The sequence below is a fragment of the Mycolicibacterium rhodesiae genome, assembly GCF_002086695.1.
GTDB classification, from domain to species: Bacteria; Actinomycetota; Actinomycetes; order Mycobacteriales; family Mycobacteriaceae; genus Mycobacterium; species Mycobacterium rhodesiae.
On sequence record NZ_MVIH01000003.1, the window covers coordinates 364,061 to 388,987 of the forward strand.

Here is a 24,927-nt window from a genome sequence, read left to right on the forward strand (position 1 = left end):
GGTCATAACAGCCGCGAGATCGACTACAGGGTTGTGACGTCACGAGATTCGCGACCGTGACGTCGATTTCGGCGCCATGCGCACCGAGACGCGGTTCAGCCCCAGGACGACCACTGATCGACGTCCACCGCGATCACCGGCCCGTTCAGCGGAACATGGTGGTACTGCGGATATTTCGCACGCAACAGCTCATAGCCGCGCTCGCATGCCGAATCGTCGTGGTGGATCGCCGCGATCCCGTCGGCCCGCACCCACCACAGCTGCGACCAGTCGTCGTCGTAGTGGTCGACCAGGATGCTCACCCGGGGGTTGGCCTCGATGTTGGCCAGTCGCCGCAGCCGTTGAGTGGTTTTCGGCTTCCCGTCCACCGCGGTGTAGATGGTGGACTCGGCGACCGCGAACACGATCGGCACCACATGCGGCGGGCCGTCCGGGGTCACCGTGGCCAGCCTGGCCACCGCCGCGTCGGCGAAACGGTCGGCCGGTTCGGTCACGTCTGGGTGGCGGGCTGTTCGATATCGGTGCCCGCGGTGGTGGCGATGAAGTCGTCGATCAGCTCGACAACTTCCATCGGGCGCTCCACCTGGGGGAAGTGCCCGACGCCGGTCAGCACCTCGAGCCGGACGTCCGGCCGTGTCTCGTGCGCGGAGTACGCGTGCTCGACGGGAATGATGGCGTCCTGATCGCCCCAGATGACCATGACCGGCATGGTGGCGACGTGCAGCCGGTTCAGGGCGCTGACGGCCTGCCCGCGGTAGTCGACCACCGAACGCAGCGTGCGCAGGAACGCCTGCCGCGTCTCGGCATCGGCGAAGGAACTGTAGGCGTTCCAGATCTCCCCGCCGCGCGGCGAGGTGATACCGAGCTTGCTGAACAGCGACCTCACCTTCTCACCGGCGGCGAGCACCGGCGGCGGTGCGATGATCGGCATGATCAGTTCGGCGCCGGGCGCGGAGAGCAGTCGCAATGTCCACCCGACATCCGGACCCAGACCGCCGCTGTTCATCAGGACCAGCCGCCGGCAGTAGTCGGGGTGCTGATAGACGAACTGCATGGCGATGCCGCCGCCCAGTGACTGTCCTACGACGGTGGCGTGTGTCACGCCGAGTTCGTCGAGCAAGTCGCGCAGAAACACCGCGAACGCACCCAGCGAGTAGTCGCTGCGCGGCTTGTCGGAACGCCCATGGCCGGGCAGGTCCGGGGCGATCACCCGGTATCTGCGCGAGAGCGGGCGAATCATCTGGCGCCAGGTCTGCGAGCTGCCTGCCATACCGTGCAGCAGCAGGATGACGTCGCCCTGGCCTTCGTCGAGATAGGCCACCTGGTCACCGTGCAGGTCGAGAAACTTCAGCTCGTCCATACTCTTCTGTCCCCTCTATGTGGCTGCGTAAACCATTGTTCACCAGCCGTAGCCGCCGGGTAGGTCACCGCCGTTGGCGAACCGCTCGCGCAGCGCGCGACGATCCAGCTTGCCGATGCCGCGGCGCGGCAGCTCGTCGAGAATGTGCAGTTCACGGGGTGCGGCCGTCGGATCGAGCGACTCGGCCAGGTACGCGCGGATGTCGTCCAGGCTGGGTTCGACGGCCCCAGTGACAAGCACCACTGCGGCGGCCACCCGCTCGCCGAGCCGGTCGTCGTCGAGACCGAACACCGCGCAATCGGCGATCGCCGGGTGCTGCGAGAGCACTGCTTCCACCGGCGCGGGCATCACCGTCAGCCCGCCGGTGCTGATGCCTTCGTCGACCCGGCCCAGCACGCGCAGCCGGCCCTCGGCGTCGACGGTGCCCAGGTCGTCGGTCCGGAACCAGCCGGCTTCGGCGAACGGATCGGGGTCCGGTGGGTTGCGATAGCCCAGCGCCAGGGTGGGGCCCCCGATGACGATGCGGCCCTCGCCGGGCTCGGCGCCATCGTCCAAGCGGATCGTCACCCCGGACAGCGGAACACCGTCGTACACGCATCCACCCGCGGTCTCACTGGAGCCGTAGGTTCGCACCACCGTGATTCCGGCCGCCGCCGCACCGTCGAGCACCGGCCGTGGCGCGGGCCCGCCACCGAGCAGCACCACGTCGAGTTCGGCGAGTGCCGCGGTGGCCTCGGGGTCCAGCAGCGCCTTGGCGAGCTGAGTGGCCACCAGCGCGGTGTAGCGCCGGCCTGATCCCAATTGTGCTACCGCCGTTGGCAATTGGGTCACGTCGAAGCCTGCTGAGACGTCCAGCTCGACCGGCACCGTGCCGGCCTGCAGGCTGCGCACCAGCACCTGGATCCCGGCGATGTGGTGTGTCGGCAGCGCGAGCAGCCAGGTCCCCGGGCCGCCGAGGTGATCCAGGGTGGCCGATGCGCTGGCAATCAACGCCGCAGGGGTGAGCATCGCGCCTTTGGGCATACCGGTAGTGCCCGACGTCGACACCACCAGCGCGACGTCGTCGTCGATCTCCTCACCGACCCGCAAGGAGGTTGTCAGCAACTCGCTCTCACGCAAGTCGCCGGCAGGAATCGGAACCAGGGGTGCGTCGCGCCCGTCGAGCACGCCATCCAGGGCGGCCATCACTGACTGCGCTGACGGGCCTGGCGGTATGGCGAGCGCTCGCAGAGTGGTTATTCGACGTCCTCACTGTCTCGCGGATCGTCCAGCGGCCAGCCGTAGTTGGCCAGCCTGTCGTGGACCCGATCGATGTCCTCCGGAGTGGGCAGCGCGTCGGTGATCTCAGTGATCAATACCCCGATGTCGATGTGGTCGAACGCGCCGCGCTCGAGCAGTGCGTTGGCCACCGCGATGACCTCGTCGTCGCTCAACCTCCGCCGCAGCAGCGCGAACAACGGCACCTGGTCGGGGTGCGGGACCCCGTCCGGGTAGCCGGCTTTGATCCAGGCCACGATTTTGGTGATGAAGTTGGTCACCGCAGCATCTCCCTCGCGGGGGCGTGTGGGCGCCCTGTGGAATGCACGAAATTCTAGTCGGCATCGATTGCCGCGCCTACGTTGTACCCCCGTTGCGTCGGTCGGGAGAAACGGGTGAGGGCTGGTAGGTTAACGCGCGATGAACACCTGCGGGACGTTCGCAAATGCCCAGTTCGAGGACTTTTGGCAACTGGTCAAAGTACCGACGCACCCAGCAGAATCTCAGTCATGAGCACGGAGATGATCATCCTGGTGTTGTTGATTGCCACCGCGTTGGCATTCGATTTCACAAACGGATTCCACGACACGGGCAATGCCATGGCGACGTCGATCGCCACCGGCGCGCTCAAGCCCAAGACTGCCGTCCTTCTGTCCGGGCTCTTGAACCTGGTCGGCGCGTTCCTCTCCGTCGAAGTGGCGGTGACGGTGACCACGTCGGTGTTGAAGGTGCAGGACGGCAAGACCGGTCACCTGCTGCCCGGCATCTCCTCCTCGACGGGACTGACGATTATTTTTGCCGGCCTCATCGGCGGCATCCTGTGGAACCTCATGACGTGGTTGTTCGGCATCCCGTCCAGTTCCTCGCACGCGCTGTTCGGCGGATTGATCGGCTCCGGTCTCGCGGCCCTTGGCGCCGCCGGCGTCAACTGGTCGGGCGTCACGCAGAAGGTCCTGTTGCCTGCGGTGGCCTCACCGTTGATCGCCGGCCTTGTCGCCGGCTGTGGTACGTGGCTCGTCTACCGCATCACCCGCAAGGTGCTCGCGAGTCGGCGGGAAACAGGCTTCCGGTGGGGTCAGATCGCCACCGCCTCCCTGGTCTCACTGGCGCACGGCACCAATGACGCGCAGAAGACGATGGGCGTCATCGCGCTCGCCCTCATCACCACTGGTCACCTGACCGGTGACGTGAAGAAGGACGGTCTGCCGTTCTGGATCATCTTCAGCTGTGCGCTGGCGATCGGGCTCGGCACCTACATCGGTGGTTGGCGGGTCATCCGCACTCTGGGCAAAGGTCTGGTCGAGATCGAGTCGCCGCAGGGCCTGGCCGCCGAAGCCTCTTCGGCCGCAGTCATTCTCACCTCCAGCGCTGCCGGTATGGCGCTGTCCACCACGCACGTCGCCACCGGGTCGATCCTCGGTAGCGGTGTCGGCAAGCCGGGTGCCGAGGTGCGCTGGTCAGTGGCCGGTCGCATGGTCGTGGCCTGGCTGATCACGCTGCCTGCCGCCGGACTGGTTGGTGCGCTCTCGTACTGGCTGTCCGCTCTGGTCAAGGACATCAGTGGTTCTCAACTGATGGGCGACGGCCTGATCTTCCTGATCCTCGTGGGTCTGTCGGGCTACATCTGGTGGCGGGCTCAGCAGCAGAAGGTCGACCACAGCAATGTCAACGCCGATTGGGATACGTCGACCAACTCCGTGGTTCCTGCCGAAGTGCGTGCGGCAACCAAGGGTGTGTCGTCGTCCGAGCCCACCGCCACGGTCTGACCACCGCGACAAGCCAAAGGACACGTTGATGACGTACTTCGAATCCATCCTCAAGGTGCTGGTGGTCGGGCTCATTCTCGGCGCGGGCCTGCCGGCACTGTTCGCGACCGGGATGTTGGCCTACTCGTTCGGCGCCGGCGGCGAGGAAGCCGACCACGTGATCCACAAGCCGAACCCGGCGCTCAAGTTCGCGGGGATCGTGCTGTTCCTGTTCGTCGGCCTGGTGATCGTGACGGCCGTCGCCTGGATCACCCGGGCGACGATCATCCATCACTTCGGCATCGACCTCTTCCCGATGCTGAAGAAGTGAGACTGCGATGACTGTCGATCAACAGCAGCCGACTTTCCTCGAGAACGTCCTGGCCTGGTTGCACAAGGGTTATCCGGAAGGCGTTCCGCCCACGGACTACTACCCGCTGCTCGCCTTGCTGAAGAGGTCGCTTTCGGAGGACGAAGTGGTGCAAGCCGCCCAATCTGTCTTGCGCTCAGCCGATCTGGACGCTCCGGTGACTGAGGAGCAGGTTCGTGACGCGGTGCGTATGGTCATCGAGAAGGAACCCAATCCAGAAGAGCTGAATCAGGTTGCTGCGCGGCTGGCTTCGGTCGGCTGGCCGCTCGAAGCGCACTAGCCTCGGCTGTCGCGGCGCAGTGGGTGGTCGTCGGGCACCTGCACGAAGATCAGCGTGATCCCGTCCGGATCGTTGACGTGCATCTCGTGTAGACCCCACGGTTCGCGCCGGGCTTCGCGGGCGATCTCGACTCCGCGGGACGTCAACTCCTGTTGGGTGGCATAGAGATCGCGCACCTGCAGCCACAGCGCGCCGGGAAACGGACCGTCCGCGTTGGCGGGCGTGCCATGGCCGGCGAGTTCGATCAGCGACTGCCCGGCGTAGAACACTGTGCCGCCGCCGTATTCGCGGGCGATGGCCAGACCGAGAGCGTCGCGGTAAAAGTCCACTGAGCGTTCGTAATCCGCCGGCCGGAGCAGCATTCGGCTCGCAAGGATCTCCATGCCGTCGTGTCTACCTCAGTTCGGCTGTAGGCGCTGACGCTTCATCGCCCGGTTCATCGCGCCGGGCGCGACGACGTCGAGCGCGCGGGCGGTGACGGCCATCCGCGGCGCGATTCGTACCGGCCGGTGCCGGGCCGCTTCGATCATCCACTGACCGGCCTCTTCCGGGGTCAGCGCGGGCAGCCCGTCGTATTCCTTCGTCGGGGCGATCATCGGGGTGGCCACCAGCGGGTAGTACAGCGTCGTGGAATGCACGCCCTGGCCGGACCATTCGGTCTCGATCACGCGGCTGACCGCGCTGAGTGCTGACTTCGACGCGTTGTAGACCCCGAACAGCGGAGAGGCTTCACTGAAGACGCCCCAGGTGGCGACGTTGATGATGTGTCCGTCGCGGCGCTCCAGCATGGCGGGCGCCAGCCCGCGGATGAGGCGCAGCGGCGAGAAGTAGTTGAGCATCATGGTGCGCTCGACGTCATGCCACCGGTCCAGCGATTCGGCCAGCGGCCTGCGGATCGAGCGGCCTGCGTTGTTCACCAGGATGTCGACAGCGCCGACTTCCTGCGCCAGCGCGTCGACGGCGTCGAGGTCGGACAGGTCGCAGGGGATCGCGGTCGCGGATCCGCCGGCGTCGGTGATGCGGTCGACGACCTCGGCGAGCAGGTCCTCGCGGCGGGCGACCACGATGACCTCGCACCCTTCGGCGGCGAACTGCTCGGCCCCGGCGGCACCGATGCCCGACGAAGCGCCGGTGATCAGCACCCGCTTGCCGCGCAGGTCGACGGTCACGCCGGTCGGCAGGCTCAGCGGTGGTCGCATACCGGTCAGCGCGATGGCCTCGGTGATTCGGCGCAGGGGATTCACGGCCGGAGTCTATGACGGCAGGGCCGGCCGGTCGTACCGGGCGTCGGATGCTCAGCCAGGTGTTCCGAAGCGACCCGGCATGGCGGGCTTTGTTCGCTGAAGCGTGTGCGCGCGAGGGTGTGGTTCAGGTTCACCCTGTCTGGCGGTTTGCTGATTCCAGCCAATGCAGACGAGGCGGGCCGTATTATCGCGAACGTCAATTGTGTGGCTCTGGGAGGAGCGTCCCGATGACCGGAACCAACCGCCGCAGCCGCACGCCCTACCTGTGGCTAGGCGCGGGTGCCATCACCCTCGGGGTCGGGACGGCGTTGGCCGGCGGATCTGCTGTCGCCCACGCCGACAGCGGGCAAGGTGGTCCGGCGCCCCACACCTCTAAGCAGGCAAGCGCAAAGCCGGGCGCCGGTCACGTCCCGCCTCCGGCTGCGGTCGCACGCCCGGCCGTCGTGACCTCGGGCCATAAACCATCGGCGGTCTCGGTCCCCCGCACCCCGGCAGCGACCGAACAGGCCGTGGCCGACGGGATCAACGCCGCCATACAGACGTTGACCGGGCGGCCCCTGGTGGGCAATGGTGCCGACGGAACGACCAATGCGCAGGGTATGGGCACGGCGGGCGGCGCAGGCGGCTGGCTGTATGGCAACGGTGGTGCCGGCGGTGACAGCACTGCCGCAGGCGCGGTGGGCGGCAACGGCGGCTCGGCGGGATTGTTCGGTTCCGGCGGCGCCGGCGGTACGGGCGGCTGGGGAGCGACCGGCGGTACCGGCGGTGCGGGCGGTGTGTTGTACGGCAATGGCGGCGGCGGCGGCGCCGGCGGGCCAACGGGCGCCGGTGGGGTCGGCGGCAACGCGATATTCGTCGGCACTGGTGGCGTCGGCGGCGCTGGAGGCGAAGTCGCGCAGGGCGGCACCGGCGGTCGCGGCGGATTGTTTTCGGGCGCTGGTGGCGCCGGTGGTGCCGGCGGAGTACTCGGTGCGGGTGGGGCCGGTGGCGCCGCCGGGCTGTTCGGATATCAGGGCGCGGCCGGCGCTGCCGGCGGATCGCCCAGCATTGCCTTGACTTACACATCGTCCAACGGTTACTCCACGGTGGGCGTCTCGATAGGCGGTGCACCCGCGGCGCAGGTGGAAGTCGACACCGGCTCGAGTGGTTTGATCATCCCGATCACTCAGGTCAACCCCTCCAACATCGGCCAGCCGACGGGTAAGAGCGGAATGATCCAGTACTCCGACTGGGGCCAGTTCTATTACGACGTGTACTCCACCTCAGTGGATTTCGGCAACGGGATCATCAGCGGCCCAACCAATGTCGGCGTGGTCTACAAGGTCGAGGAATCGACTGACGGTGGCGTGCACTGGAACCCTGTCGACCAATCCAAGTGGTCCGACCCGCAGTACGACGTGAACGCCACGATGGGGGTCGGCGTCGGGAGCACTGACGGGCTGAGCAGTGTCATCCGCGCGTTGCCGACCGGTCTGAACGAGGGCTTCTTGATGAACGAGCCCGCCAAGCAGATGACCTTCGGTGCCAATCCGCTTCCCGCCGTGACCTCTTTCCCGAGTTGGTACACCGCATCGTTGGGCGTGCAGATCACCTATGGCAGTGCTTCGAGCGGGCCAACCGAGATCACCGACGATGTCGTCGTCGACAGCGGCGGTGTCGGCGGTAACGTGCCGCAATCGACGTTGCCTTCGACCCTGTCGCACTTGAAGCCGAACGACAATCTTCCGGTCGGCACGACTATTTCTTGGTATTACGGAAGCACCTTGCTCTTCACCTACACAGTCACCGTCGACATGTACAACGCCGGCAATGGACCCGATATCGTCAACAACGACGGCGCCAACACCGGCTTCCAGCCTTTCCTGCAGGGTCCGATCTACTTCTCCTACAGCACAGATCGCGGCGTCACGAGCTTCGACTATGCGCCAACCGTGTCGGCCTAGCGGGCAGGGAGACAACGACTTCGGCGCGGTTTCGTGTGCTGGCCGCCTGCGCCACGGCAGCGGACGTAGGCATTCCTCAGAAGTATCGGGGGAACGGACTCCAATCGGGATCGCGCTTTTCCAGGAACGCATCCCGGCCCTCGACGGCCTCGTCGGTCATGTAGGCCAGCCGGGTGGCTTCCCCGGCGAACAGTTGCTGTCCCACCAGCCCGTCGTCGAGCAGGTTGAAGGCGAACTTCAGCATGCGTTGGGCCTGCGGTGATTTGCCGTTGATCTCCTTGGCCCATTGCACACCCACGTTTTCCAGCTCGGCGTGGTCGACCACCTCGTTGACCGCACCCATGTGGTGCATCTGCTCGGCGGTGTAGGGCCTGCCGAGGAAGAAGATCTCCCTGGCGAACTTCTGGCCGACCTGCCGTGCCAGATAAGCGCTGCCGTACCCACCGTCGAAGCTGCCGACGTCGGCGTCGGTCTGCTTGAACCGGGCGTGCTCTCGGCTGGCCAGCGTCAGGTCGCACACCACGTGCAAGCTGTGCCCCCCGCCGGCCGCCCACCCGTTGACCAAGCAGATGACGACCTTCGGCATGAACCGGATCAGCCGCTGTACCTCCAGAATGTGCAGTCGCCCCGCCCGCGCCGGATCGACCGACTCGGCGGTCTCTCCTTCGGCGTACTGGTATCCGCTCCGGCCTCGGATGCGTTGGTCGCCGCCCGAGCAGAACGCCCAGCCGCCGTCTTTCGCCGACGGCCCATTGCCGGTCAGCAGCACCACGCCGACATCCGGCGACATCCGGGCGTGGTCGAGCGCGCGGTACAGCTCGTCGACGGTGTGCGGCCGAAATGCGTTGCGCACGTCGGGACGGTCGAAGGCCACCCGCACCGTGCCGTCGGAGACGTGGCGGTGATAGGTGATATCGGTCAGGTCCTCGAAGCCGTCGATGGCTCGCCACTGCGACGGGTCAAACGGATTGTCAGTCAAGGGTTTTGAACTCCATCGTTGAGGGGATCGAATCGGAATACCGCACAGCGGCCGGCCAGGGCCTCGAATTCGTCGGGCTTGCCGTCGGTGACCAGCCCGGCGTTCTTCATGAAGCTGACCCCGGTCGGAACCAGCACGGGGAACGCCCGAAGCAGCGGGCGCGCCTCCTCGGCCGGCAGCTCCACGATGCGCACCGCTTCACTGCGCCTGCCCGTAGTCAGGGTGACGACGCCGGCGGCGCGGGCGTTGCGCACCCAGTCCGCGCCGGGGAAGCCACCCACCACGTAGCGTTTGCCGTCGACGGTGAACGGGGTGATCGGCGTCGACCGTGCCTTGCCCGACGTGCGACCTGGAACGGTCAGCACGATCGGCGACTCGCCGCCAAAGGACGTCAGGCCCAGACGCATCGCCGCCATGAAGATCTTGTTCATCGGCTTGAGCCACCACGGCGGCCTGATGCGCTCGGAGTCGGCCATGCCCAAAAGGTACGCCAACCGGTTTCGGCGCAACCTAAGGGCCGAAGCCGTTGTAACACCAGCCCCAACAGGCGCGATCGAAACATATGCCACATTTGACGAGTGCGTCAGCAGCCGACAGTGGACAGGCGGAACACTTCCGGCGCATTCTCGCCGAGCGCCGGGCCGAACTCGATGCCCGGTTGGCTGACGACGCGCGTCGGTTGGCGGCCCGTCGCCGGGCAGGCAGCACCTGCGGGGTCAAGGCGATTCGCTACCGCATGCGCAAGCTGGAGCGTCAGCGCGACGAGATGGATCGGATGCTGACCGGACTCGACGCGCTGGCAGCAGCCTCGGTCACCAGCTGATGCCGCGGTCGCGCAGCGGGTCGACGAGCCCGGTGGGGCGCTCGGCGACCGGCAGCGGGTCGACCAGGATGAAGTCGCAACCGAGGCGACGCGCGGCGCCGTCGTTCTCCTCGCTGTCACCGACCATCAGCGCATCTTCGGCGGCGACGCCGAGGCGCTGTAGCGCAACCTCGAAGATCCGCGGATCCGGTTTGACCACACCGACTTCGAAGGACAGCACGAATTCGTCGGTGTCCGCCCCTGCCGTGCGGAACGCGGGCCGGATGTCGAAGGCGATGTTGGACACGATCGCGGTGCGCAGGCCCTGCGTCCGAAGCGATCGCAGCACCTCGACGGTGTCGGGGTAAGGCACCCACGACGCCGGGTCGACGGCCCGCTGGTAGAGCGTTTCGGCGTGGTCGTGGGCCAGGCCGGCGTCGGTCAGCGCGTGCAGGTAGGCCTCCCGGTGCAGAGCGGGGGCGAGGTCGCGATTGACCCAGGCTCGCTGCGCCTCTTCGGTTCTCGTCACCGAACCGCCGGTGGGGTGGGTGAGGCGCTCCATCAACTCGGCTCGAGTGTGCTCGTCGACAGCGCGACGGCCGTCCTCGTCGATCAATTCCATGCCGTCGAACCAGCTGTCGTCCTCCTCGAGACGAAACAGGGTCCCGGAGAAGTCGAACAGCACAGCGCGTACGGGCATGGCCCCATGCTGCCAGTGCGTTGCGTAACGCTGTTCAGGGGCTGTGGTTGATCGCCGTGGGATTGGTCATGCCGGGTGCATTCGAGGTCGGCGCCGGGTGATGCACTCGGTTCTCCAACATTGATGCGCCACGGTAGTACGCAAACGCCATGCCCAGGGCGATCAGACCTGCCATGAACGCGACCTGCAGCGCCACCGAGACCGCGCGAGGCACGGCAGGGACCGTGAACCTGCTGCGGATCCTCGGAGCGATTCGTTCGGCACGCGGCATGATCGGCTGCTCTTTGCCGCGCAGGAACTGCATCACGACGTCCGTGGCTCGATGGATCTGCTCGCGGTCCACGTAGAGCTGGACGCCATGTGCGGGCGCGCCTTTCAGACCGCTCGGGCGCGCCACGTACCCGCCGATATCGGCGTCGTGCAGGAGCGCGAGAACCGGTGCCGCGTGGGCAGATTCAAGGTCGGCGAGGATGACCCAGGTGTCGGCCCACACGTCGTTGTCCTGGCCGCCGGGCGGCAGCCAGAACATCACGTCGCGCTCTTTGAGGTACTCGAGCGGGATGACGCGGGACAGCATCACCCAAGTATGCGCCGCGGAGCTAGCCGATGGCTCGCGATGACCCTTCCCAGAACTGCGCCCGTACGGCCTTCTTGTCCGGCTTGCCCAGTGCGGTCACCGGCACCGAGTCGACGATGATCACCTGCTTGGGTGACTGCACCGAACCCTTGCGGTCCTTGACCGATGCCTGGATCTCGGTGGTCAGCTTTGCGACCGCGTCGTCATCGGTCGGATGGTCGGGCCGCAGCACGATCACCGCGGTGACGGCCTCGCCCCACTTCTCGTCCGGGGTGCCGATCACACAGACCTGCGCGACGGCGGGATGCTCGGCGACGACGTCCTCCACCTCACGCGGGAACACGTTGAATCCGCCGGTGACGATCATGTCCTTGACCCGGTCGACGATGAACCAGTAGCCGTCCTCGTCTTCGCGCGCCATGTCGCCCGTATGCAGCCAGCCGTCCTTGAAGGTCTTGGCCGTCTCCTCCGGCAGGTTGTGGTACCCGCCGGACAGCAGCGGCCCGGACACGCAGATCTCGCCGACTTCGCCCTGGGGCACCTCATTGCCGTCCGCGTCGAGCAGCGCGGTGCGGGCGAACAGGGTGGGCCGCCCGCACGACGTCAGCCGCTTCTCGTCGTGGTCCTTCTTGCCGAGGTAGGAGATCACCATCGGGGCTTCGGACTGCCCGTAGTACTGCGCGAAGATCGGTCCGAAGCGGCGGATCGCCTCCGCGAGGCGCACCGGGTTCATCGCCGAGGCGCCGTAGTACACCGTCTCCAGCGACGACAGGTCGCGGGTGTGCGAATCGGGATGGTCCATCAGCGCGTAGATCATCGACGGCACCAGCATGGTGGCGGTGATCTTCTGCTCCTCGATCACCCGCAGCACCTCGGCCGGGTCGAACTTGGTCAGCACCACCAGCTCGCCGCCCTTGACCACGGTCGGCACGAAGAACGCCGCGCCGGCATGCGAAAGCGGCGTGCACATCAGGAACCGCGGGTTCTCCGGCCACTCCCACTCGGCGAGCTGAACCGTCGTCATCGTGGTGATCGACTGGGCGGTGCCCAGCACACCCTTCGGCTTACCGGTGGTGCCGCCGGTGTAGGCCATGCCGCCGACGTGATCGGGCGGAAGGTCGGCCGCCACCAACGGCTTCGGCGTGTACTTGGCTGCCTCGGCGATCAGGTCCACCGCGGAATCACCAAGGGCATCCGGCACCGGGCCGAGGGTCAACACCTGCTTGAGCGCGGGCACCTTCTCCAGCAAGCCCTGCGCACGCTCGATGAACATCGGGTTGGGGTCGATGATCAGCGATGTAACACCGGCGTCGTTGAGCACGTAGGCGTGGTCGTCGAGCGAACCGAGAGGGTGTAGTGCCACCCGGCGATAACCCTGGGTCTGGCCGGCACCGATGATCATCAGCACCTCGGGCCGGTTGAGCGAGAGCAGGCCCGCCGTCGCGCCGGTTCCGGCGCCGAGCGCCTCGAACGCCTGAATGTACTGGCTGATGCGGTCGGCGAGCTCGCCTCCGGTAAGGGTGGTGTCACCCAAATGCAGCACCGGCTTGTTCTTGTTGCGCTTGAGCGCGCCGACGGTCAGGTGGCCAGAATGGAGGGGATGGCGAAGCAGCTCGTCACTCATGCGGTCCACATTAGAACGTGTTCCAGTTCGGAAGGAAGGGCGTCTCACAACCGGAGCAGTCGTCACGTGTTTGACGCCGACGCAATGCGGTGAACCAGCGTCGTTGACGTCCGCGAGAGGACACAGCTTGTTCACTGCATTCCGGGGTGCCCGGCAGCGTCGCGCGATCGTCATCGACGCGATTCGCAGCCGGTTGTGGCCAGTGCCCGCGATCGGTGTGGTCGCCGCCGTAGCGCTCGGAGTTGTACTGCCGGAGCTGGACGACGCGATCGACGACAACATGCCGGTGACGCTGGCCGGGTATCTGTTCGGCGGTGGCGCGGACGGGGCCCGCGAAGTGCTCGCGGCCATCGCGACATCGCTGATGACGGTCACGTCGCTGACGTTCTCGTTGACCTTGGTGACGTTGCAGCTTGCCAGCAGCCAGTACTCGCCACGACTGTTGCGGACCTTCGCCTCCGACCGGTTCGTCCAACGCACGCTCGCGCTGTTCCTCGCGACGTTCGCCTACGCGCTCACCGTTTTGCGCACCATCCGCAACGCCAACGACACCTCCGGCTTCGTACCCCGGATCGCGGTCACGGTCGCCTACCTCCTGGCGACGGCCAGCGTCTTGGGCCTGGTGTTGTTCCTCGGCCATCTGGTCCGCCAGATCCGCATCGAGACGATGCTCGACCACGTTTCGGCCGACATCCTCGACACCGTCGGCCGCACGGCGGAGTCCTTCGACGAAGAGTCCTCGGGCGTGCCACCGCTACCGCGCAGTTCGGCATGCGTCATCACCGCCGAGTCCTCGGGCTTTCTCACGCAGATCGACGAAGCCGACCTTGTCGCCGCCGCCACAGCTGCCGACGCGGTCGTATTCCTCGATCGCCCGGTCGGAAGCGGCGTCGTCGCGAATGTGCCGGTTGCCTTCTGCTGGTCCGCCGACGGCGGCGGCGAACTCGACGACGACAGCCTGAAATCGCTGCGCAAGCGCGTCGCTGGCGCACTCCACACCGGTGTGGAACGTACTGCGACTCAAGACATCGGATACGGTCTGCGGCAGCTGACCGACGTCGCGATCCGTGCGCTGTCACCGGGGATCAATGACCCGACCACCGCCGTCCATGCGCTGCAGTCCTGCACCGCCGTGCTCTGTGAGGTGGCCGGCTACCGGCTCGGACCGCGAGTTCTGCGCGCCGACGACGGCGCCGTCCGGGTGGTGTTGCCTCGCCCCGACCTTCCGGAATTACTCGACCTGGTCTGCACCCAACCGCAGATCTACGGAGAGCGCGATCCGCTGGTGCTCGGCGGGCTTCTGGTCCTGCTGCGAGACCTTGCCTGGGTGGTGCGGGAGCCCGAACACCGCCAAGCCATTGCGGACCGGTGCCGGCGGCTGCGCGCGAGCGCCGCGGCGCAGCAGTTCGATTCCGCCGAACACGCCGAGCTCGAACGGCTCGCAGGTCAGGTCGACGATGCCCTGGCCAAGGAATGGTGCCCCCGATGGATGACATAGCGAAGCGGCTGAGTGCCGTGATCCTCACGATGACGGCCGAGCGTGCTCCGCGCACGATCTGCCCGTCGGACGCCGCCCGGGCGGTGGACCCCGACAACTGGCGCGACTTGATGGAGGCGACCCGCGAGCTCGCCCGCGAACTGGCGCGCAGCGGGGATGTCGTCATCACCCAGAAAGGTGAAGACCTCGATCCGGACGCCCAGTGGCGTGGACCCGTCCGGATCCGACGAGCCGGCACCTGAACGTTCGCCGACATGGCAATCTGGCTCGTATGCAACCACCCGAACCACGCTTCCTCGATGACCGGCCGGCGTACTGGGCGCAGCACAAGCCCGACGGCCAGGCCATCAGTTACCTGGACCGCAGCTGGACCTGGGCGCAGTGGGACGACCGGATCCGGCGCCTCGCAGGCGCTCTGGCCGAGCGCGGAATCGGCCGCGGCGACGTGGTGGCGTTCCTGGACAAGAACCACCCGGCGTGCGTCGAGCTGACGCTGGCGGCGGCGTCGATCGGCGCGGCCACTGCCGTCATCAACTTCCGGCTGGCCGCCGGTGAGATGGACTACGTCCTCAACGACTCCGGCGCCAAACTGTTGATCGTCGGCACCGAACTGATGGGCGCAGTCGACAAGATCCGCGACAAGCTGACCAACGTCTCGGAGGTCATCGAGGTCACGCCCGACGGCGCGGACGGTGACGGATACGAGGCCCTGCTGGCCGCCGCCACCCCGGTAGGCCGCCCGGCCGATGTCGATCCGGAGGACGCCTGCCTGGTCATGTACTCGTCGGGCACCACGGGCAAGCCCAAGGGTGTGGTGCTGTCGCACCGAAATGTGTTGGCACACACGATCAACGCCGCGACGTTCGAGTTCGGTGACGACGACAAGAACATGGTGGCGATGCCGCTGTTCCACGTCGGCGGGTCGGCTTACGTGCAGTACGGCATCCACGCCGGCATCCCGACGATCATGACGCGCGAGGCCGACGGTGCGTCGCTGGCCGGTGCGCTCCTGCAGGGCGCCAACCGGACGTTCCTGGTGCCCGCCGTGCTGGGCAAGGTGCTGGAGTCCGGCGAGGATGCGGTCAAGCTGTTCAGCGGCCTTCGCACGTTCGTCTACGGTGCGTCCCCGATGCCGCCGGCGCTGCTGAAGTCGGCGCTGAAGGCCTGGCCCGACACCGATTTCATTCAGGTGTACGGCCTGACCGAGGTGTGCGGCGCGATCACCCAGCTCTCCCCGGAGGTGCATCGCGACGACTCGCGACCGGAGCGGCTGATCAGTGCGGGCCAGCCGTCCCGTGAGGTGGAGGTGCGGGTCGTCGACGTCGATACCCTGGCCGAGGTGCCGGTCGGTCAGCCGGGCGAATTGTGGTTCCGCACACCGCAGTTGATGAAGGGCTATCACAACAAGCCGGAGGCCACCGCCGGTTCCATCACCGAGGACGGCTGGTTCCGCTCCGGTGACATCGGCCGCGTCGACGAAGACGGTTTCATTTTCGTCGAGGACCGGCTCAAGGACATGATCATCTCCGGCGGTGAGAACATCTACTCCGTCGAGGTCGAGCGGGTGCTCACCGATCATCCGGCGGTGCTCGACGCCGCGGTGTTCGGTGTCCCGGACGAGAAATGGGGCGAGGCGGTCAAGGCCGTCGTCGAATTGTCCGCCGGGGCAGAGGCTTCCGAAGAGGAACTGGTGGCCTGGTGCCGGGAGAGGCTGGCGCACTACAAGTGCCCGCGCAGCGTGGAGATCTCGCCTGCGCTGCCGCGCAACCCCACCGGCAAGCTGCTCAAGCGTGATCTGCGCAACCCGTACTGGGAGAACCGCGGCCGCGCGATCTGATGGCAGTGGCGCTGGACGATCTGCTGGACCGGTTGCACGTTCTCGCCCTGCCGATGCGGGTTCGCTTCCGCGGCATCATGGTTCGCGAGGTGGCCCTGATCGACGGGCCCGCGGGCTGGGGTGAGTTCGGCGCGTTCGTCGAGTACGAGCCGCCCGAAGCGGCGCACTGGTTGGCGTCCGGAATCGAATCGGCCTACCGGGCACGGCCTTCGGTCGTTCGCGATGTGGTGCCGATCAATGCGACGGTCCCCGCGGTGGATGCCGATCAGGTGCCGGAGGTGTTGGAGCGCTTTCCCGGGACGCGCACCGCCAAGGTGAAAGTCGCCGAGCCGGGTCAGACGTTGGCCGATGACGTCGCCCGGGTCAACGCGGTGCGGGCGGTGATCCCGACGGTGCGGGTGGACGCCAACGGCGGGTGGACGGTCGAGCAGGCCGTGGCTGCCGCGGCTGCGCTGACCGCCGATGGTCCGCTGGAATACCTTGAGCAGCCATGCAAAACGGTGGCCGAGCTGGCCGAGGTGCGCAGCCGGGTGGACGTCGCGGTGGCCGCCGACGAGAGCATCCGCAAGGCGGCCGACCCGCTGGCCGTGGTCCGTGCGCGGGCAGCCGACATCGCTGTGCTCAAAGTGCCGCCGCTGGGCGGCGTGCGGGCACTGCTGGATATCGCCGCCGAGATCGACATCCCGGTGGTGATCTCGAGCGCGCTGGATACCGCGGTCGGCATCGCGGCCGGACTGACCGCGGCGGCGGCATTGCCACAACTGGAGCACGCTTGCGGGCTGGGCACCGGTGGGCTGTTCATCGAGGACGTGGCAGACATCAGACTTGTCGACGGCGGGATGGCCGTCGGCGACGTGGTGCCCGACCCGGCGCGCCTGGCCGCACTCGCCGCGCCGCCCGCCCGTCGCGACTGGTGGATCACCCGCGTCAAGGCATGTCACGCTCTCCTCGCCCGAACCGACGAACCGCAGGGCAATCGCGAGTAAACCTCTGCGCAACGTCGATCTCGGCGCTACATACTCGCCTTCAGGTCGGCGACCGCGGCTCGGATGAAGTGGGCTAGGTCGTACTTGTCGTCGGCCAGCCATTGCTCGAAGGCGAGGTGGAACACCGCGGCCCCGGCCTCGGCCGTCAACCGCGCGGTGGTCTCGGCGACGCCGCGGCTCACCAGCCCGTCGGCCATCGCGGCAGCCAGCGCGAAGCGCTTGCTCAGTTCGCGTTCCCGCAGCGCGGGATTCGCGTCGATCACCGCCTGGCGCTGGCGTGATCCGTCGCGTCCACCGTCGAAGAATGCCGCCGCCTGCTGCAATGCCGTGCTGACCGCGTCTAGCGGACCGGCCGAATCAGGAGCTTCCGCAACACCTTTGGTGAACTGCTCAAGGAGCTGACGCTGACCGCCAAAGAGCACCTCACGCTTGTCGGCGAAGTACCGGAAGAAGGTGCGTTCGGTCAGCCCGGCCCGCTCGGCGATCTCGGCGACCGTCGTCTGGTCGAAGCCGCGCTCGGCGTACAGCGCCATGGCCGCCTGTTGCAGACGGCCCGGCGCGTCCGGTTCCCAGCGGCCCATGCGGGAATTTTAGCGGGATGACAGTTGCTGACATCAGCGCTAGGTTCGATGACAGCGACTGACATGGAGGTTTTCATGAAGATATTCGTCACCGGAGCGTCCGGCTGGGTGGGCTCGGCGGTGGTGCCCGAGCTGCTCGCGGCCGGCCACCAGGTACTCGGCTTGGCCCGCTCCGACGCATCCGCCGAGAAGCTCACTGCCGCGGGCGCCCAGGTTCACCGCGGCGACCTCGCGGACCTCGATAGCCTGCGCAGTGGCGCCAAAGACGCGGACGGCGTCATTCACCTGGCGTTCCACCACGATTTCGACAACTTCGTGGACGCCGGCGAACTCGACCGCAACGCGATCGCCGCCCTCGGTGAGACGCTCGCCGGTTCCGGCCGGCCACTCGTCGTCACCAGCGGCACGGCCGGACATGCACCCGGCGAGATCCTCACAGAGGACCGTCCCGCCAGCCCGCAGTCGCCGCGAACCTCCGAGTCCGCGGCGCTCGCGTTCGCCGAGCGCGATGTGCGCGTGTCGATCGTGCGTCTCGCGCCGACGGTGCACGGCAACGGTGACTACGGCTTCATCCCCGTTCTGATCGACGTGGCCCGCGCCAAGGGTGTTTCGGCTTTTCCCGGCGACGGCACCAATCGCTGGTCGGCCGTACACCGCGATGACGCCGCGATATTGTTCCGGCTCGCTGCCGAGTCCGCGCTGACCGGGACCATCCTGCACGCGGTCGGCGAGCAAGCCGTCACCACCCGTGACATCGCCGAGAGTTTCGGGCGCCACCTCGGTGTGCCGGTCATCAGCGTCGCGCCGGAAGCGGCATTCGACCACTTCGGTTGGATCGGAGCGTTTTTCGGTATCGACATGCCGGCCAGCAGTGAGATCACCCAACAACGGTTCGGTTGGCAACCGACCAACATCGGCCTGCTCGAAGACCTCGAACAGGGTCACTACTTCGCCGCCGAGGTCAGCCGCCGATAGGCTTGGCATGTGCTGCGTCCAGGTGATTCGTTCGCCGACTACGTCGTCGAACGAATACTGGGCCGCGGCGGTAACGCGATGGTGTACCTGGCTCACCGGCAATCCGAACCCGGCGTGGCGCTGAAGATCCTGACCGACGATCATCGCGACCCGGCGGCCATCGAACGCTTGCACCGCGAATTCGAGATCGCCCGGGGCCTGCAGCACCCGCACATCGCCGCGATGTTCGACCACGGACCCACCTGGCTCGCCATGCAATATGTCGACGGCGGCTCTGTCGCTGCCTTGGCATCGTTGGCCGACAAGCTGTCGGCGCTCGCGCAGGTCGCCGAAGCGCTGGACTACGTGCACCACAACGGCGTTGTGCACTGCGACGTCAAACCGACGAATATCCTTGTCGCCAAGAGCTTTCTGGATGTCGGTGCAGTCCTGATCGATTTCGGAGTTGCCCATGTTATGGGCGAGCAGTCCCCGCCGGTGGCCGCCCGACCGTCCCATGTACAAGCGTCCCTACCGTACGCCGCACCAGAGCTGTTGACCGGGTCGACGCCGTCGCCCGCCACCGATGAGTACGAACTGGCCTGCACCGCAGTCGAATTGATCGCCGGCGCTCCACCCTTCACGGCTGCCACCCCGATGGGGCTTTTCGACCGCCACCTTCATCACCCGCCGCCGCGGCTGTCGTACAGGATCGATTGGGTGCCCCGCGCGTTCGACTCCATTCTGGCGAAAGCAATGGCGAAACGTCCGGAGTCCCGGTACCAGACGTGTACGGAATTCGTCCGGTTGATCACCCGAGCGCTGACGTGACACCCGGGAAACGTTGCGTAACCGAGGTTTAACCGCAGGTGCGTTTGGGGTAGGGCGCCTGCTGGATATTCCCGGCCAATGGGAGCGCCAACTACATACGACAATTCCGCGTTGGCCCACGAGGACGTCGGCTATCACAAGGGGCTCAAGCCCCGGCAGTTGCAGATGATCGCCATCGGGGGAGCGATCGGCACCGGCCTGTTCATGGGTGCCGGGGGGCGCCTTCATACGGCAGGCCCGGGACTATTCATGGTGTACGCCGTCTGCGGTGTGTTCGTCTTCTTCATCCTGCGCGCGCTGGGCGAGCTGGTACTGCACCGGCCATCATCGGGGTCTTTCGTGTCTTACGCCCGAGAGTTCTTGGGGGAGAAGGCGGCCTACGTGGCCGGCTGGATGTACTTCTTCAACTGGGCGTGCACGTCGATCGTCGACGTGACGGCCATCGCGCTCTACATGCACTACTGGGGCGCCTTCAAGGCAATCCCGCAGTGGACCATCGCGCTGATCGCCTTGGTGATCGTGCTGACCGTCAACATGATCTCGGTCAAGGTCTTCGGCGAGATGGAATTCTGGGCCGCCCTGATCAAGGTCGTCGCACTCGTCACGTTCCTTGTTGTCGGCATCGTGTTTCTCGCCGGCCGCTTCACCGTCGAGGGTTCGACCACCGGACCGTCACTCATCGCCGACCACGGCGGGATCCTCCCTACCGGTCTGCTGTCGTTGGTGGTCATCACCTCGGGGGTCATATTCGCTTATGCAGCAGTCGAATTGGTAGGCACGGCCGCCGGTGAGACGGAGAATCCGGACAAGGTCATGCCGAAGGCCATCAACTCGGTGGTGTTCCGCATCGCGGTGTTCTACGTCGGCTCGCTGATCTTGCTGGCGCTCCTGCTGCCGTACACCACCTACAAGCAGGGGGAGAGCCCGTTCGTGACATTCTTCTCCCGCATCGGGGTCCCGGCGGCCGGCACGATCATGAACTTCGTGGTGCTGACCGCGGCGCTGTCCAGCCTCAACGCGGGCCTGTATTCCACCGGCCGGATTCTGCGGTCGATGGCGATGAACGGGAGCGCACCGCAGTTCACCGGCCGGATGTCCAAACGCGGCGTGCCGTTCGCCGGTATCGCGCTCACCGCCTGCTTCACGGTCGTCGGCGTGTTCCTCAACCTCGTGGTCCCGGCCGAGGCGTTCAACATCGCGCTGGACCTCTCGGCGCTCGGCATCATCGCATCGTGGGCGACGATCGTCATTTGCCAGATCCAACTGTATCGCTGGTCGCAGAAGGGGATCTTGAGCCGGCCGGCGTTCCGCCTGTGGGGGACGCCGTATACGAGCTATGCCACGCTGGCTTTCCTGGCGGTCGTCACCGGGCTGATGTGTTACGAGAATTACTGGAATCTGGTGGCCATCGTGGCCCTCGTCCCGTTGCTGACAATCGGCTGGTATGCGGTCCGCGGGCGGGTGCTGGAGATGGCACAGGAGCGCGTCGGGTACACCGGCGACTACCCGATCTCCGCCGAGACCCCGTTGATGGACGAGTACTTGCGCGAGGACCGCGAGCCCCGCTGACGGGCAGCCTCAGCGGAATTGAAGGCGGAATTGAAGTAGGTCGCTACGCAAGTCGACCGTGGCGGCGGCCCCGACACTGAACCGATGTCAACTCTCCGCGTCGGAATGATGGACCCCATCGTGGCGGCACGCCCCACGGTCGACTTCCTCACCAAAGCCAACTACGCGGCCGCGGCCGCCGCACGGGTGGACTCGTTCTGGGTGCCCGATCACCTGAATTCGTTGTTTCCGCGGTCACTGTGGAACAACCCGAAATACTGCGGTGGGGCCACCCTGCTGCCGCGCGGCGACGCGTACCTGGAGCCGTGGACCATGCTCGGCAACATCGCCGCGCGCAACCATGCACGCCTGCGCCTCGGCATCGGAGTGACCGACACGGGCCGGCGCAATCCGGCGGTCACCGCGCAGGCCGCGGCCACCCTGAACTTGCTGAGCCGCGGTCGCGCGATCCTCGGAATCGGCAGTGGCGAACGAGAAGGCAATGAACCGTACGGCGTCGAATGGTCCAAACCGGTGGCGCGGTTCGAGGAAGCCATGGCGACGATACGAGCGTTGTGGAATTCCAAGGGAGTTGGTCAATCGCGACTCGCCGTTCTTCCCACTGCGGAATGCGCTCTTCGATCTGCCGCCGTACAAGGGCAAGTGGCCGGAAATCTGGATCGCCGCTCACGGTCCGCGGATGTTGCGCGCGGCCGGTCGCTACGCCGACGGCTTCTATCCGGCGTTCCCGCACACTCCGCAGGAATACGCGCAGCGCCTCGAGGCCGTGCGCACCGCAGCTTCTGACGCAGGGCGCGACCCGATGTCGATCAAGCCGGCGCTCTGGTTGATGACGTTGGCCGCCCGGAATCGCGACGACCTCGATGAAGCGCTCGACTCCGAAGTGGTCCGAGCAGCGGCACTGAATGCTCCCGATCACTTCTACGCTCGCCACGGCGCCCAGCATCCACTCGGCATCGGCTTCACCGGCGCGCAGGACATCCTGCCGCAGGACATGGACGAACAGACGGCGTTGTCACACGTCAAAGCCATCCCCACCGAGGTGGTCCGCGACTGCCTGCTGTGCGGGACGCCGGAGGAGATCGTGGAGCGGGTTGCCCAGTGGCGGGATTGTGGCGTCGAGTACGTGGTGCTCGCGAACGTGGGGCCATTGCAGCGCAGTCTGCGTAAAGGCGCAGCGTCGATGCTGCCGCTGATGCAGGCCGTGCGGCGCCTCAGGAAGCTGTGATGTCCTGATCTGTGGGGTGCATGGCCTAGACGCCATCACCGCCGGCCTCGACACTGAACGCATGGCGCGATCGGTGGTGATCCTCGGGTTTCCCGGCGTGCAGGCCCTCGACCTGGTCGGGCCGCATGACGTGTTCACCGGTGCCGCGCTGCTCACCGAGGGCGGCTACCGGGTCAGCGTCGCCTCCGTCGACGGCCGCCCGGCAAGCACCCCCACCGGTTTGGCCTTCGTCACCGAGGCGATGCCCGAACCCAACGGCATCGACACCCTGGTCCTGCCCGGCGGTCCCGGCGTGGACGACGCCCGCGCGGATCCGGCCACCATGGCCTGGATTCGGACGGCCGCGGCCAACTCGCGCCGCGTCGTCAGCGTGTGCACCGGCTCGTTCCTGGCTGCCCAAGCCGGCCTGCTCGACGGCTGCCGCGCCACCACGCACTGGGCGTTCGCCGACCGGATGGCCCGCGAATTCCCGGCCGTGACCGTCGACCGCGAGCCCATCTTTCTGCGAAGCTCGGCCACGGTGTGGACCGCGGCCGGGGTGACATCCGGCATCGACTTGTCGCTCGCGCTCGTCGAGGACGACTACGGCACCGAAGTCGCCCAGACCGTCGCGCGCTACCTTGTGCTCTTTCTGCGCCGCCCCGGCGGCCAGACGCAATTCGCGGCGCCGGTGTGGATGCCGCGGGCGCGGCGTCAACCCATCCGCGAGGTCCAGGAGGCCATCGAGGCCGAACCCGGTGCCGCCCATAGCATCACCGAACTGGCCCGCCGCGCCGCGATGAGTCCGCGGCACTTCACCCGGGTGTTCACCGAGGAGGTCGGCGAGGCCCCCGGCGCCTACGTCGAACGCGTCCGCACCGAAGCCGCTCGTCGTCAGCTCGAGGAGACCGACGACACCGTCGTCACCATCGCCGCCCGGTGCGGTTTCGGAACATCAGAGACGTTGCGCCGCAACTTCATTCGCCGGGTCGGCGTCTCACCCGACCAATACCGCAAAACGTTCGCATAAAGGAGAATGTCATGCAGATCGCCATCGTGCTCTATCCCGGTTTCACCGCTTTGGATTTCATCGGACCCTACGAGGTGCTGCGCTGGCTGCCCGACGCCGAGGTTCGCTTCGTGTGGCACGAAACCGGTCCGATCACCGCCGACTCCGGCGTTCTCGTCGTCGGCGCCACCCATTCATTCGACGAAACACCCTCTCCCGACGTGATTCTCGTGCCCGGTGGGATGACGACGATCGAACACTCCCGCGACGAGAAGCTGCTGGAGTGGGTCCGTCAGGCGCACCGCACCGCGACGTGGACGACATCGGTGTGCTCCGGGTCGGTGATCCTCGCGGCAGCGGGACTGCTGAAGGGCAAGCGGGCGACGTCGCACTGGGCGGCACTGACCGCGCTCAAGGCGCTCGGGGCCACCCCGGTCAAGGACGAGCGAGTGGTCCACGAAGGGAACATCGTCACCAGCGCCGGGGTGTCGGCAGGCATCGACCTCGCGCTGTGGCTGGCCGGACAGATCGGCGGCGAGGAGCGCGCCAAGGTGATCCAGCTGTCGATGGAGTACGACCCGCAGCCGCCGTTCGACTCCGGGCACATGTCGAAGGCATCGGCGGCAACCAAGGCGTCCGCAGCCGCGCTGATGGCCAAGGATCTGGCGACGCCCACCCAGCTCAAGGCGATGACATCGCTGCTGTGGTCCGGCGCCATCGACGCCGCGCGGTCGAAGGCACGGCGGAAACGGGGTCGCGTAGCCTCTGCCAGGTGATCAACCTGGCCTACGAGGACAACGGCTCCGGCGATCCGGTGCTGTTCATCGCCGGCACCGGCGGCGCCGGCCGGACCTGGCACATCCACCAGATTCCGCGGTTCCTGGCGGCGGGCTATCGGTGCGTCACGTTCGACAACCGCGGAATCGGGGCCACCGAGGAAGCCGGCGACTTCACCCCGGAGCAGATGATCGCCGACACCGCGGCCCTCATCGAGGACGTGATCGGCGGACCCACCCGGATCGTGGCGATCTCGATGGGCGCCTACATCGCCCAGGAGTTGATGCTGACCCGCCCGGAGCTGGTCACCCAGGCCGTGTTGATGGGCACCCGCGGCCGTCTGGACCGCACCCGCAAATCGTTTCGGGCCGCCGACGTCGAACTCACCAAGGCCGGCATTCAGCTGCCGCCCGCATATGCGGCGAAAGTGCGTGTGCTGGAGAACTTCTCACCCAAGACCATCAACGACGAGAAGGCGATCGGCGACTGGGTGGAGATGTTCACCGCTTTCCCAATCAAGCGCACTCCCGGGCTGCGCGCCCAGCTCGAGGTCTACCCCAAGGACAACCGGCTGGCTGCTTACCGTTCGATTACCAACGAGGTGCTGGTGATCGGGTTCGCCGACGACCTGCTCACCCCGGCGGCGCTGGGCCGTGAGGTCGCCGACGCCATCCCCAACGGCCGATATGTGCAGATCGGGCACACCGGCCACCTGGGATTCCTGGAGCGCCCGGACACCGTGAACAACGCGATGCTGGACTTTTTCGCAGGCACTCTTGTCTGATGTCGAGCCCGAT

General features: G+C 66.8%; 27 protein-coding genes and 1 pseudogene. 16 read left to right on the forward strand and 12 right to left on the reverse strand.

The genetic code is table 11. From position 1 onward, the window contains the following. Positions 1–95 precede the first annotated feature (95 nt). From BST42_RS09055 to BST42_RS09070, 4 genes are read right to left on the reverse strand one after another with little or no spacing between them, the layout of a single operon-like run. The gene (locus BST42_RS09055) at positions 96–494 is read right to left on the reverse strand and encodes a TIGR03668 family PPOX class F420-dependent oxidoreductase (protein ID WP_083118231.1); all 399 of its coding nucleotides are present in this window, start codon (positions 492–494) and stop codon (positions 96–98) included. After that, positions 491–1,360 (reverse strand): alpha/beta fold hydrolase, encoded by an 870-nt coding sequence (locus BST42_RS09060; protein ID WP_083118232.1) that lies wholly within the window; start codon positions 1,358–1,360, stop codon positions 491–493. Before BST42_RS09060 ends, BST42_RS09055 begins: the two co-directional genes overlap by 4 nt. 39 nt (positions 1,361–1,399) lie before the next feature. Beyond that, complete coding sequence (menE, locus tag BST42_RS09065) at positions 1,400–2,545, reverse strand: o-succinylbenzoate--CoA ligase (protein WP_207569466.1); 1,146 nt, start codon at positions 2,543–2,545, stop codon at positions 1,400–1,402. A gap of 50 nt (positions 2,546–2,595) precedes the next feature. Beyond that, positions 2,596–2,898 carry a DUF3349 domain-containing protein gene (locus BST42_RS09070; protein WP_083118234.1) on the reverse strand — a complete coding sequence of 101 codons (303 nt, stop codon included), beginning with the start codon at positions 2,896–2,898 and terminating at the stop codon, positions 2,596–2,598. Between the two features lie 228 nt (positions 2,899–3,126). On the opposite strand from BST42_RS09070, the gene BST42_RS09075 reads away from it, so the two are divergent. The 3 genes from BST42_RS09075 to BST42_RS09085 are packed head-to-tail and all read left to right on the forward strand — an operon-like array spanning position 3,127 to position 5,012. Further along, positions 3,127–4,383: an inorganic phosphate transporter gene (locus BST42_RS09075; protein ID WP_083118235.1), complete on the forward strand. Its 1,257-nt coding sequence runs from the start codon at positions 3,127–3,129 to the stop codon at positions 4,381–4,383. A gap of 28 nt (positions 4,384–4,411) precedes the next feature. Next, positions 4,412–4,693 carry a hypothetical protein gene (locus BST42_RS09080; RefSeq protein WP_083118236.1) on the forward strand — a complete coding sequence of 94 codons (282 nt, stop codon included), beginning with the start codon at positions 4,412–4,414 and terminating at the stop codon, positions 4,691–4,693. Between the two features lie 7 nt (positions 4,694–4,700). Continuing rightward, entirely contained in the window at positions 4,701–5,012 is a 312-nt protein-coding gene (locus tag BST42_RS09085) for a DUF3349 domain-containing protein (RefSeq protein ID WP_083118237.1), read from the forward strand. Here BST42_RS09085 and BST42_RS09090 read toward each other — a convergent pair. Beyond that, positions 5,009–5,395: a VOC family protein gene (locus BST42_RS09090; RefSeq protein ID WP_083118238.1), complete on the reverse strand. Its 387-nt coding sequence runs from the start codon at positions 5,393–5,395 to the stop codon at positions 5,009–5,011. The two genes, BST42_RS09085 and BST42_RS09090, sit on opposite strands and share 4 nt — an antisense overlap. A 15-nt stretch (positions 5,396–5,410) precedes the next feature. Beyond that, positions 5,411–6,256: an SDR family oxidoreductase gene (locus BST42_RS09095; RefSeq protein WP_264047032.1), complete on the reverse strand. Its 846-nt coding sequence runs from the start codon at positions 6,254–6,256 to the stop codon at positions 5,411–5,413. A gap of 227 nt (positions 6,257–6,483) precedes the next feature. Here BST42_RS09095 and BST42_RS30300 point away from each other — a divergent pair, with 227 nt between their 5' ends. After that, positions 6,484–8,199, forward strand: coding sequence for a PecA family PE domain-processing aspartic protease (locus tag BST42_RS30300; RefSeq protein ID WP_165760816.1), 1,716 nt, complete (start codon positions 6,484–6,486; stop codon positions 8,197–8,199). A 76-nt stretch (positions 8,200–8,275) separates the two neighbouring features. Here the strand turns inward: BST42_RS30300 and BST42_RS09110 are convergent, their stop codons facing one another. Continuing rightward, positions 8,276–9,178 (reverse strand): 1,4-dihydroxy-2-naphthoyl-CoA synthase, encoded by a 903-nt coding sequence (locus tag BST42_RS09110; RefSeq protein WP_083118240.1) that lies wholly within the window; start codon positions 9,176–9,178, stop codon positions 8,276–8,278. Continuing rightward, on the reverse strand, positions 9,175–9,654 hold the full coding sequence (locus BST42_RS09115; RefSeq protein WP_083118241.1) for a nitroreductase/quinone reductase family protein: 480 nt from the start codon (positions 9,652–9,654) through the stop codon (positions 9,175–9,177). The genes BST42_RS09110 and BST42_RS09115 overlap by 4 nt, the downstream gene beginning before the upstream one ends. A gap of 95 nt (positions 9,655–9,749) precedes the next feature. On the opposite strand from BST42_RS09115, the gene BST42_RS09120 reads away from it, so the two are divergent. Beyond that, a complete protein-coding gene (locus BST42_RS09120; protein WP_133057436.1) occupies positions 9,750–10,001 on the forward strand; it encodes a hypothetical protein in 252 nt (83 codons plus the stop codon). Here BST42_RS09120 and BST42_RS09125 read toward each other — a convergent pair. From BST42_RS09125 to fadD8, 3 genes are read right to left on the reverse strand one after another with little or no spacing between them, the layout of a single operon-like run. Continuing rightward, positions 9,991–10,680, reverse strand: coding sequence for an HAD family hydrolase (locus tag BST42_RS09125; RefSeq protein ID WP_083118243.1), 690 nt, complete (start codon positions 10,678–10,680; stop codon positions 9,991–9,993). The genes BST42_RS09120 and BST42_RS09125 overlap by 11 nt on opposite strands. A 34-nt stretch (positions 10,681–10,714) precedes the next feature. Further along, a complete protein-coding gene (locus BST42_RS29875) occupies positions 10,715–11,257 on the reverse strand; it encodes a hypothetical protein (RefSeq protein WP_207569467.1) in 543 nt (180 codons plus the stop codon). A 22-nt stretch (positions 11,258–11,279) separates the two neighbouring features. After that, positions 11,280–12,881: a fatty-acid--CoA ligase FadD8 gene (fadD8, locus tag BST42_RS09135; protein ID WP_083118244.1), complete on the reverse strand. Its 1,602-nt coding sequence runs from the start codon at positions 12,879–12,881 to the stop codon at positions 11,280–11,282. Between the two features lie 127 nt (positions 12,882–13,008). Here fadD8 and BST42_RS09140 point away from each other — a divergent pair, with 127 nt between their 5' ends. The 4 genes from BST42_RS09140 to BST42_RS09155 are packed head-to-tail and all read left to right on the forward strand — an operon-like array spanning position 13,009 to position 17,202. Then, positions 13,009–14,379 (forward strand): DUF2254 domain-containing protein, encoded by a 1,371-nt coding sequence (locus BST42_RS09140; RefSeq protein WP_237159323.1) that lies wholly within the window; start codon positions 13,009–13,011, stop codon positions 14,377–14,379. After that, positions 14,367–14,621, forward strand: a complete 255-nt coding sequence (locus tag BST42_RS09145; RefSeq protein ID WP_110918543.1) for a DUF3253 domain-containing protein — start codon at positions 14,367–14,369, stop codon at positions 14,619–14,621. Before BST42_RS09140 ends, BST42_RS09145 begins: the two co-directional genes overlap by 13 nt. A gap of 29 nt (positions 14,622–14,650) precedes the next feature. Further along, the gene (locus BST42_RS09150; protein WP_083118246.1) at positions 14,651–16,216 is read left to right on the forward strand and encodes a long-chain-fatty-acid--CoA ligase; all 1,566 of its coding nucleotides are present in this window, start codon (positions 14,651–14,653) and stop codon (positions 16,214–16,216) included. Next, positions 16,216–17,202: an o-succinylbenzoate synthase gene (locus BST42_RS09155; protein ID WP_083118247.1), complete on the forward strand. Its 987-nt coding sequence runs from the start codon at positions 16,216–16,218 to the stop codon at positions 17,200–17,202. The genes BST42_RS09150 and BST42_RS09155 overlap by 1 nt, the downstream gene beginning before the upstream one ends. Before the next feature lie 26 nt (positions 17,203–17,228). On the opposite strand, the gene BST42_RS09160 is transcribed toward BST42_RS09155, so the two are convergent. Next, the gene (locus tag BST42_RS09160; protein ID WP_083118248.1) at positions 17,229–17,783 is read right to left on the reverse strand and encodes a TetR family transcriptional regulator; all 555 of its coding nucleotides are present in this window, start codon (positions 17,781–17,783) and stop codon (positions 17,229–17,231) included. A gap of 75 nt (positions 17,784–17,858) precedes the next feature. Here BST42_RS09160 and BST42_RS09165 point away from each other — a divergent pair, with 75 nt between their 5' ends. From BST42_RS09165 to BST42_RS09195, 7 genes and pseudogenes are all read left to right on the forward strand, one after another. Further along, positions 17,859–18,758 carry an SDR family oxidoreductase gene (locus tag BST42_RS09165; protein WP_083118394.1) on the forward strand — a complete coding sequence of 300 codons (900 nt, stop codon included), beginning with the start codon at positions 17,859–17,861 and terminating at the stop codon, positions 18,756–18,758. Positions 18,759–18,767: 9 nt separating this feature from the next. Then, entirely contained in the window at positions 18,768–19,568 is an 801-nt protein-coding gene (locus tag BST42_RS09170) for a serine/threonine-protein kinase (protein ID WP_083118249.1), read from the forward strand. A gap of 78 nt (positions 19,569–19,646) precedes the next feature. Further along, complete coding sequence (locus tag BST42_RS09175) at positions 19,647–21,137, forward strand: amino acid permease (protein ID WP_083118250.1); 1,491 nt, start codon at positions 19,647–19,649, stop codon at positions 21,135–21,137. Positions 21,138–21,221: 84 nt separating this feature from the next. Then, a pseudogene (locus tag BST42_RS09180) lies at positions 21,222–22,365 on the forward strand (LLM class flavin-dependent oxidoreductase). Positions 22,366–22,426: 61 nt separating this feature from the next. Beyond that, a complete protein-coding gene (locus BST42_RS09185) occupies positions 22,427–23,374 on the forward strand; it encodes a GlxA family transcriptional regulator (RefSeq protein ID WP_083118395.1) in 948 nt (315 codons plus the stop codon). A gap of 11 nt (positions 23,375–23,385) precedes the next feature. Beyond that, positions 23,386–24,129, forward strand: a complete 744-nt coding sequence (locus BST42_RS09190) for a DJ-1/PfpI family protein (RefSeq protein ID WP_083118251.1) — start codon at positions 23,386–23,388, stop codon at positions 24,127–24,129. Then, on the forward strand, positions 24,126–24,914 hold the full coding sequence (locus BST42_RS09195; RefSeq protein WP_083118252.1) for an alpha/beta fold hydrolase: 789 nt from the start codon (positions 24,126–24,128) through the stop codon (positions 24,912–24,914). Before BST42_RS09190 ends, BST42_RS09195 begins: the two co-directional genes overlap by 4 nt. The last annotated feature ends 13 nt before the right edge of the window (positions 24,915–24,927 follow it).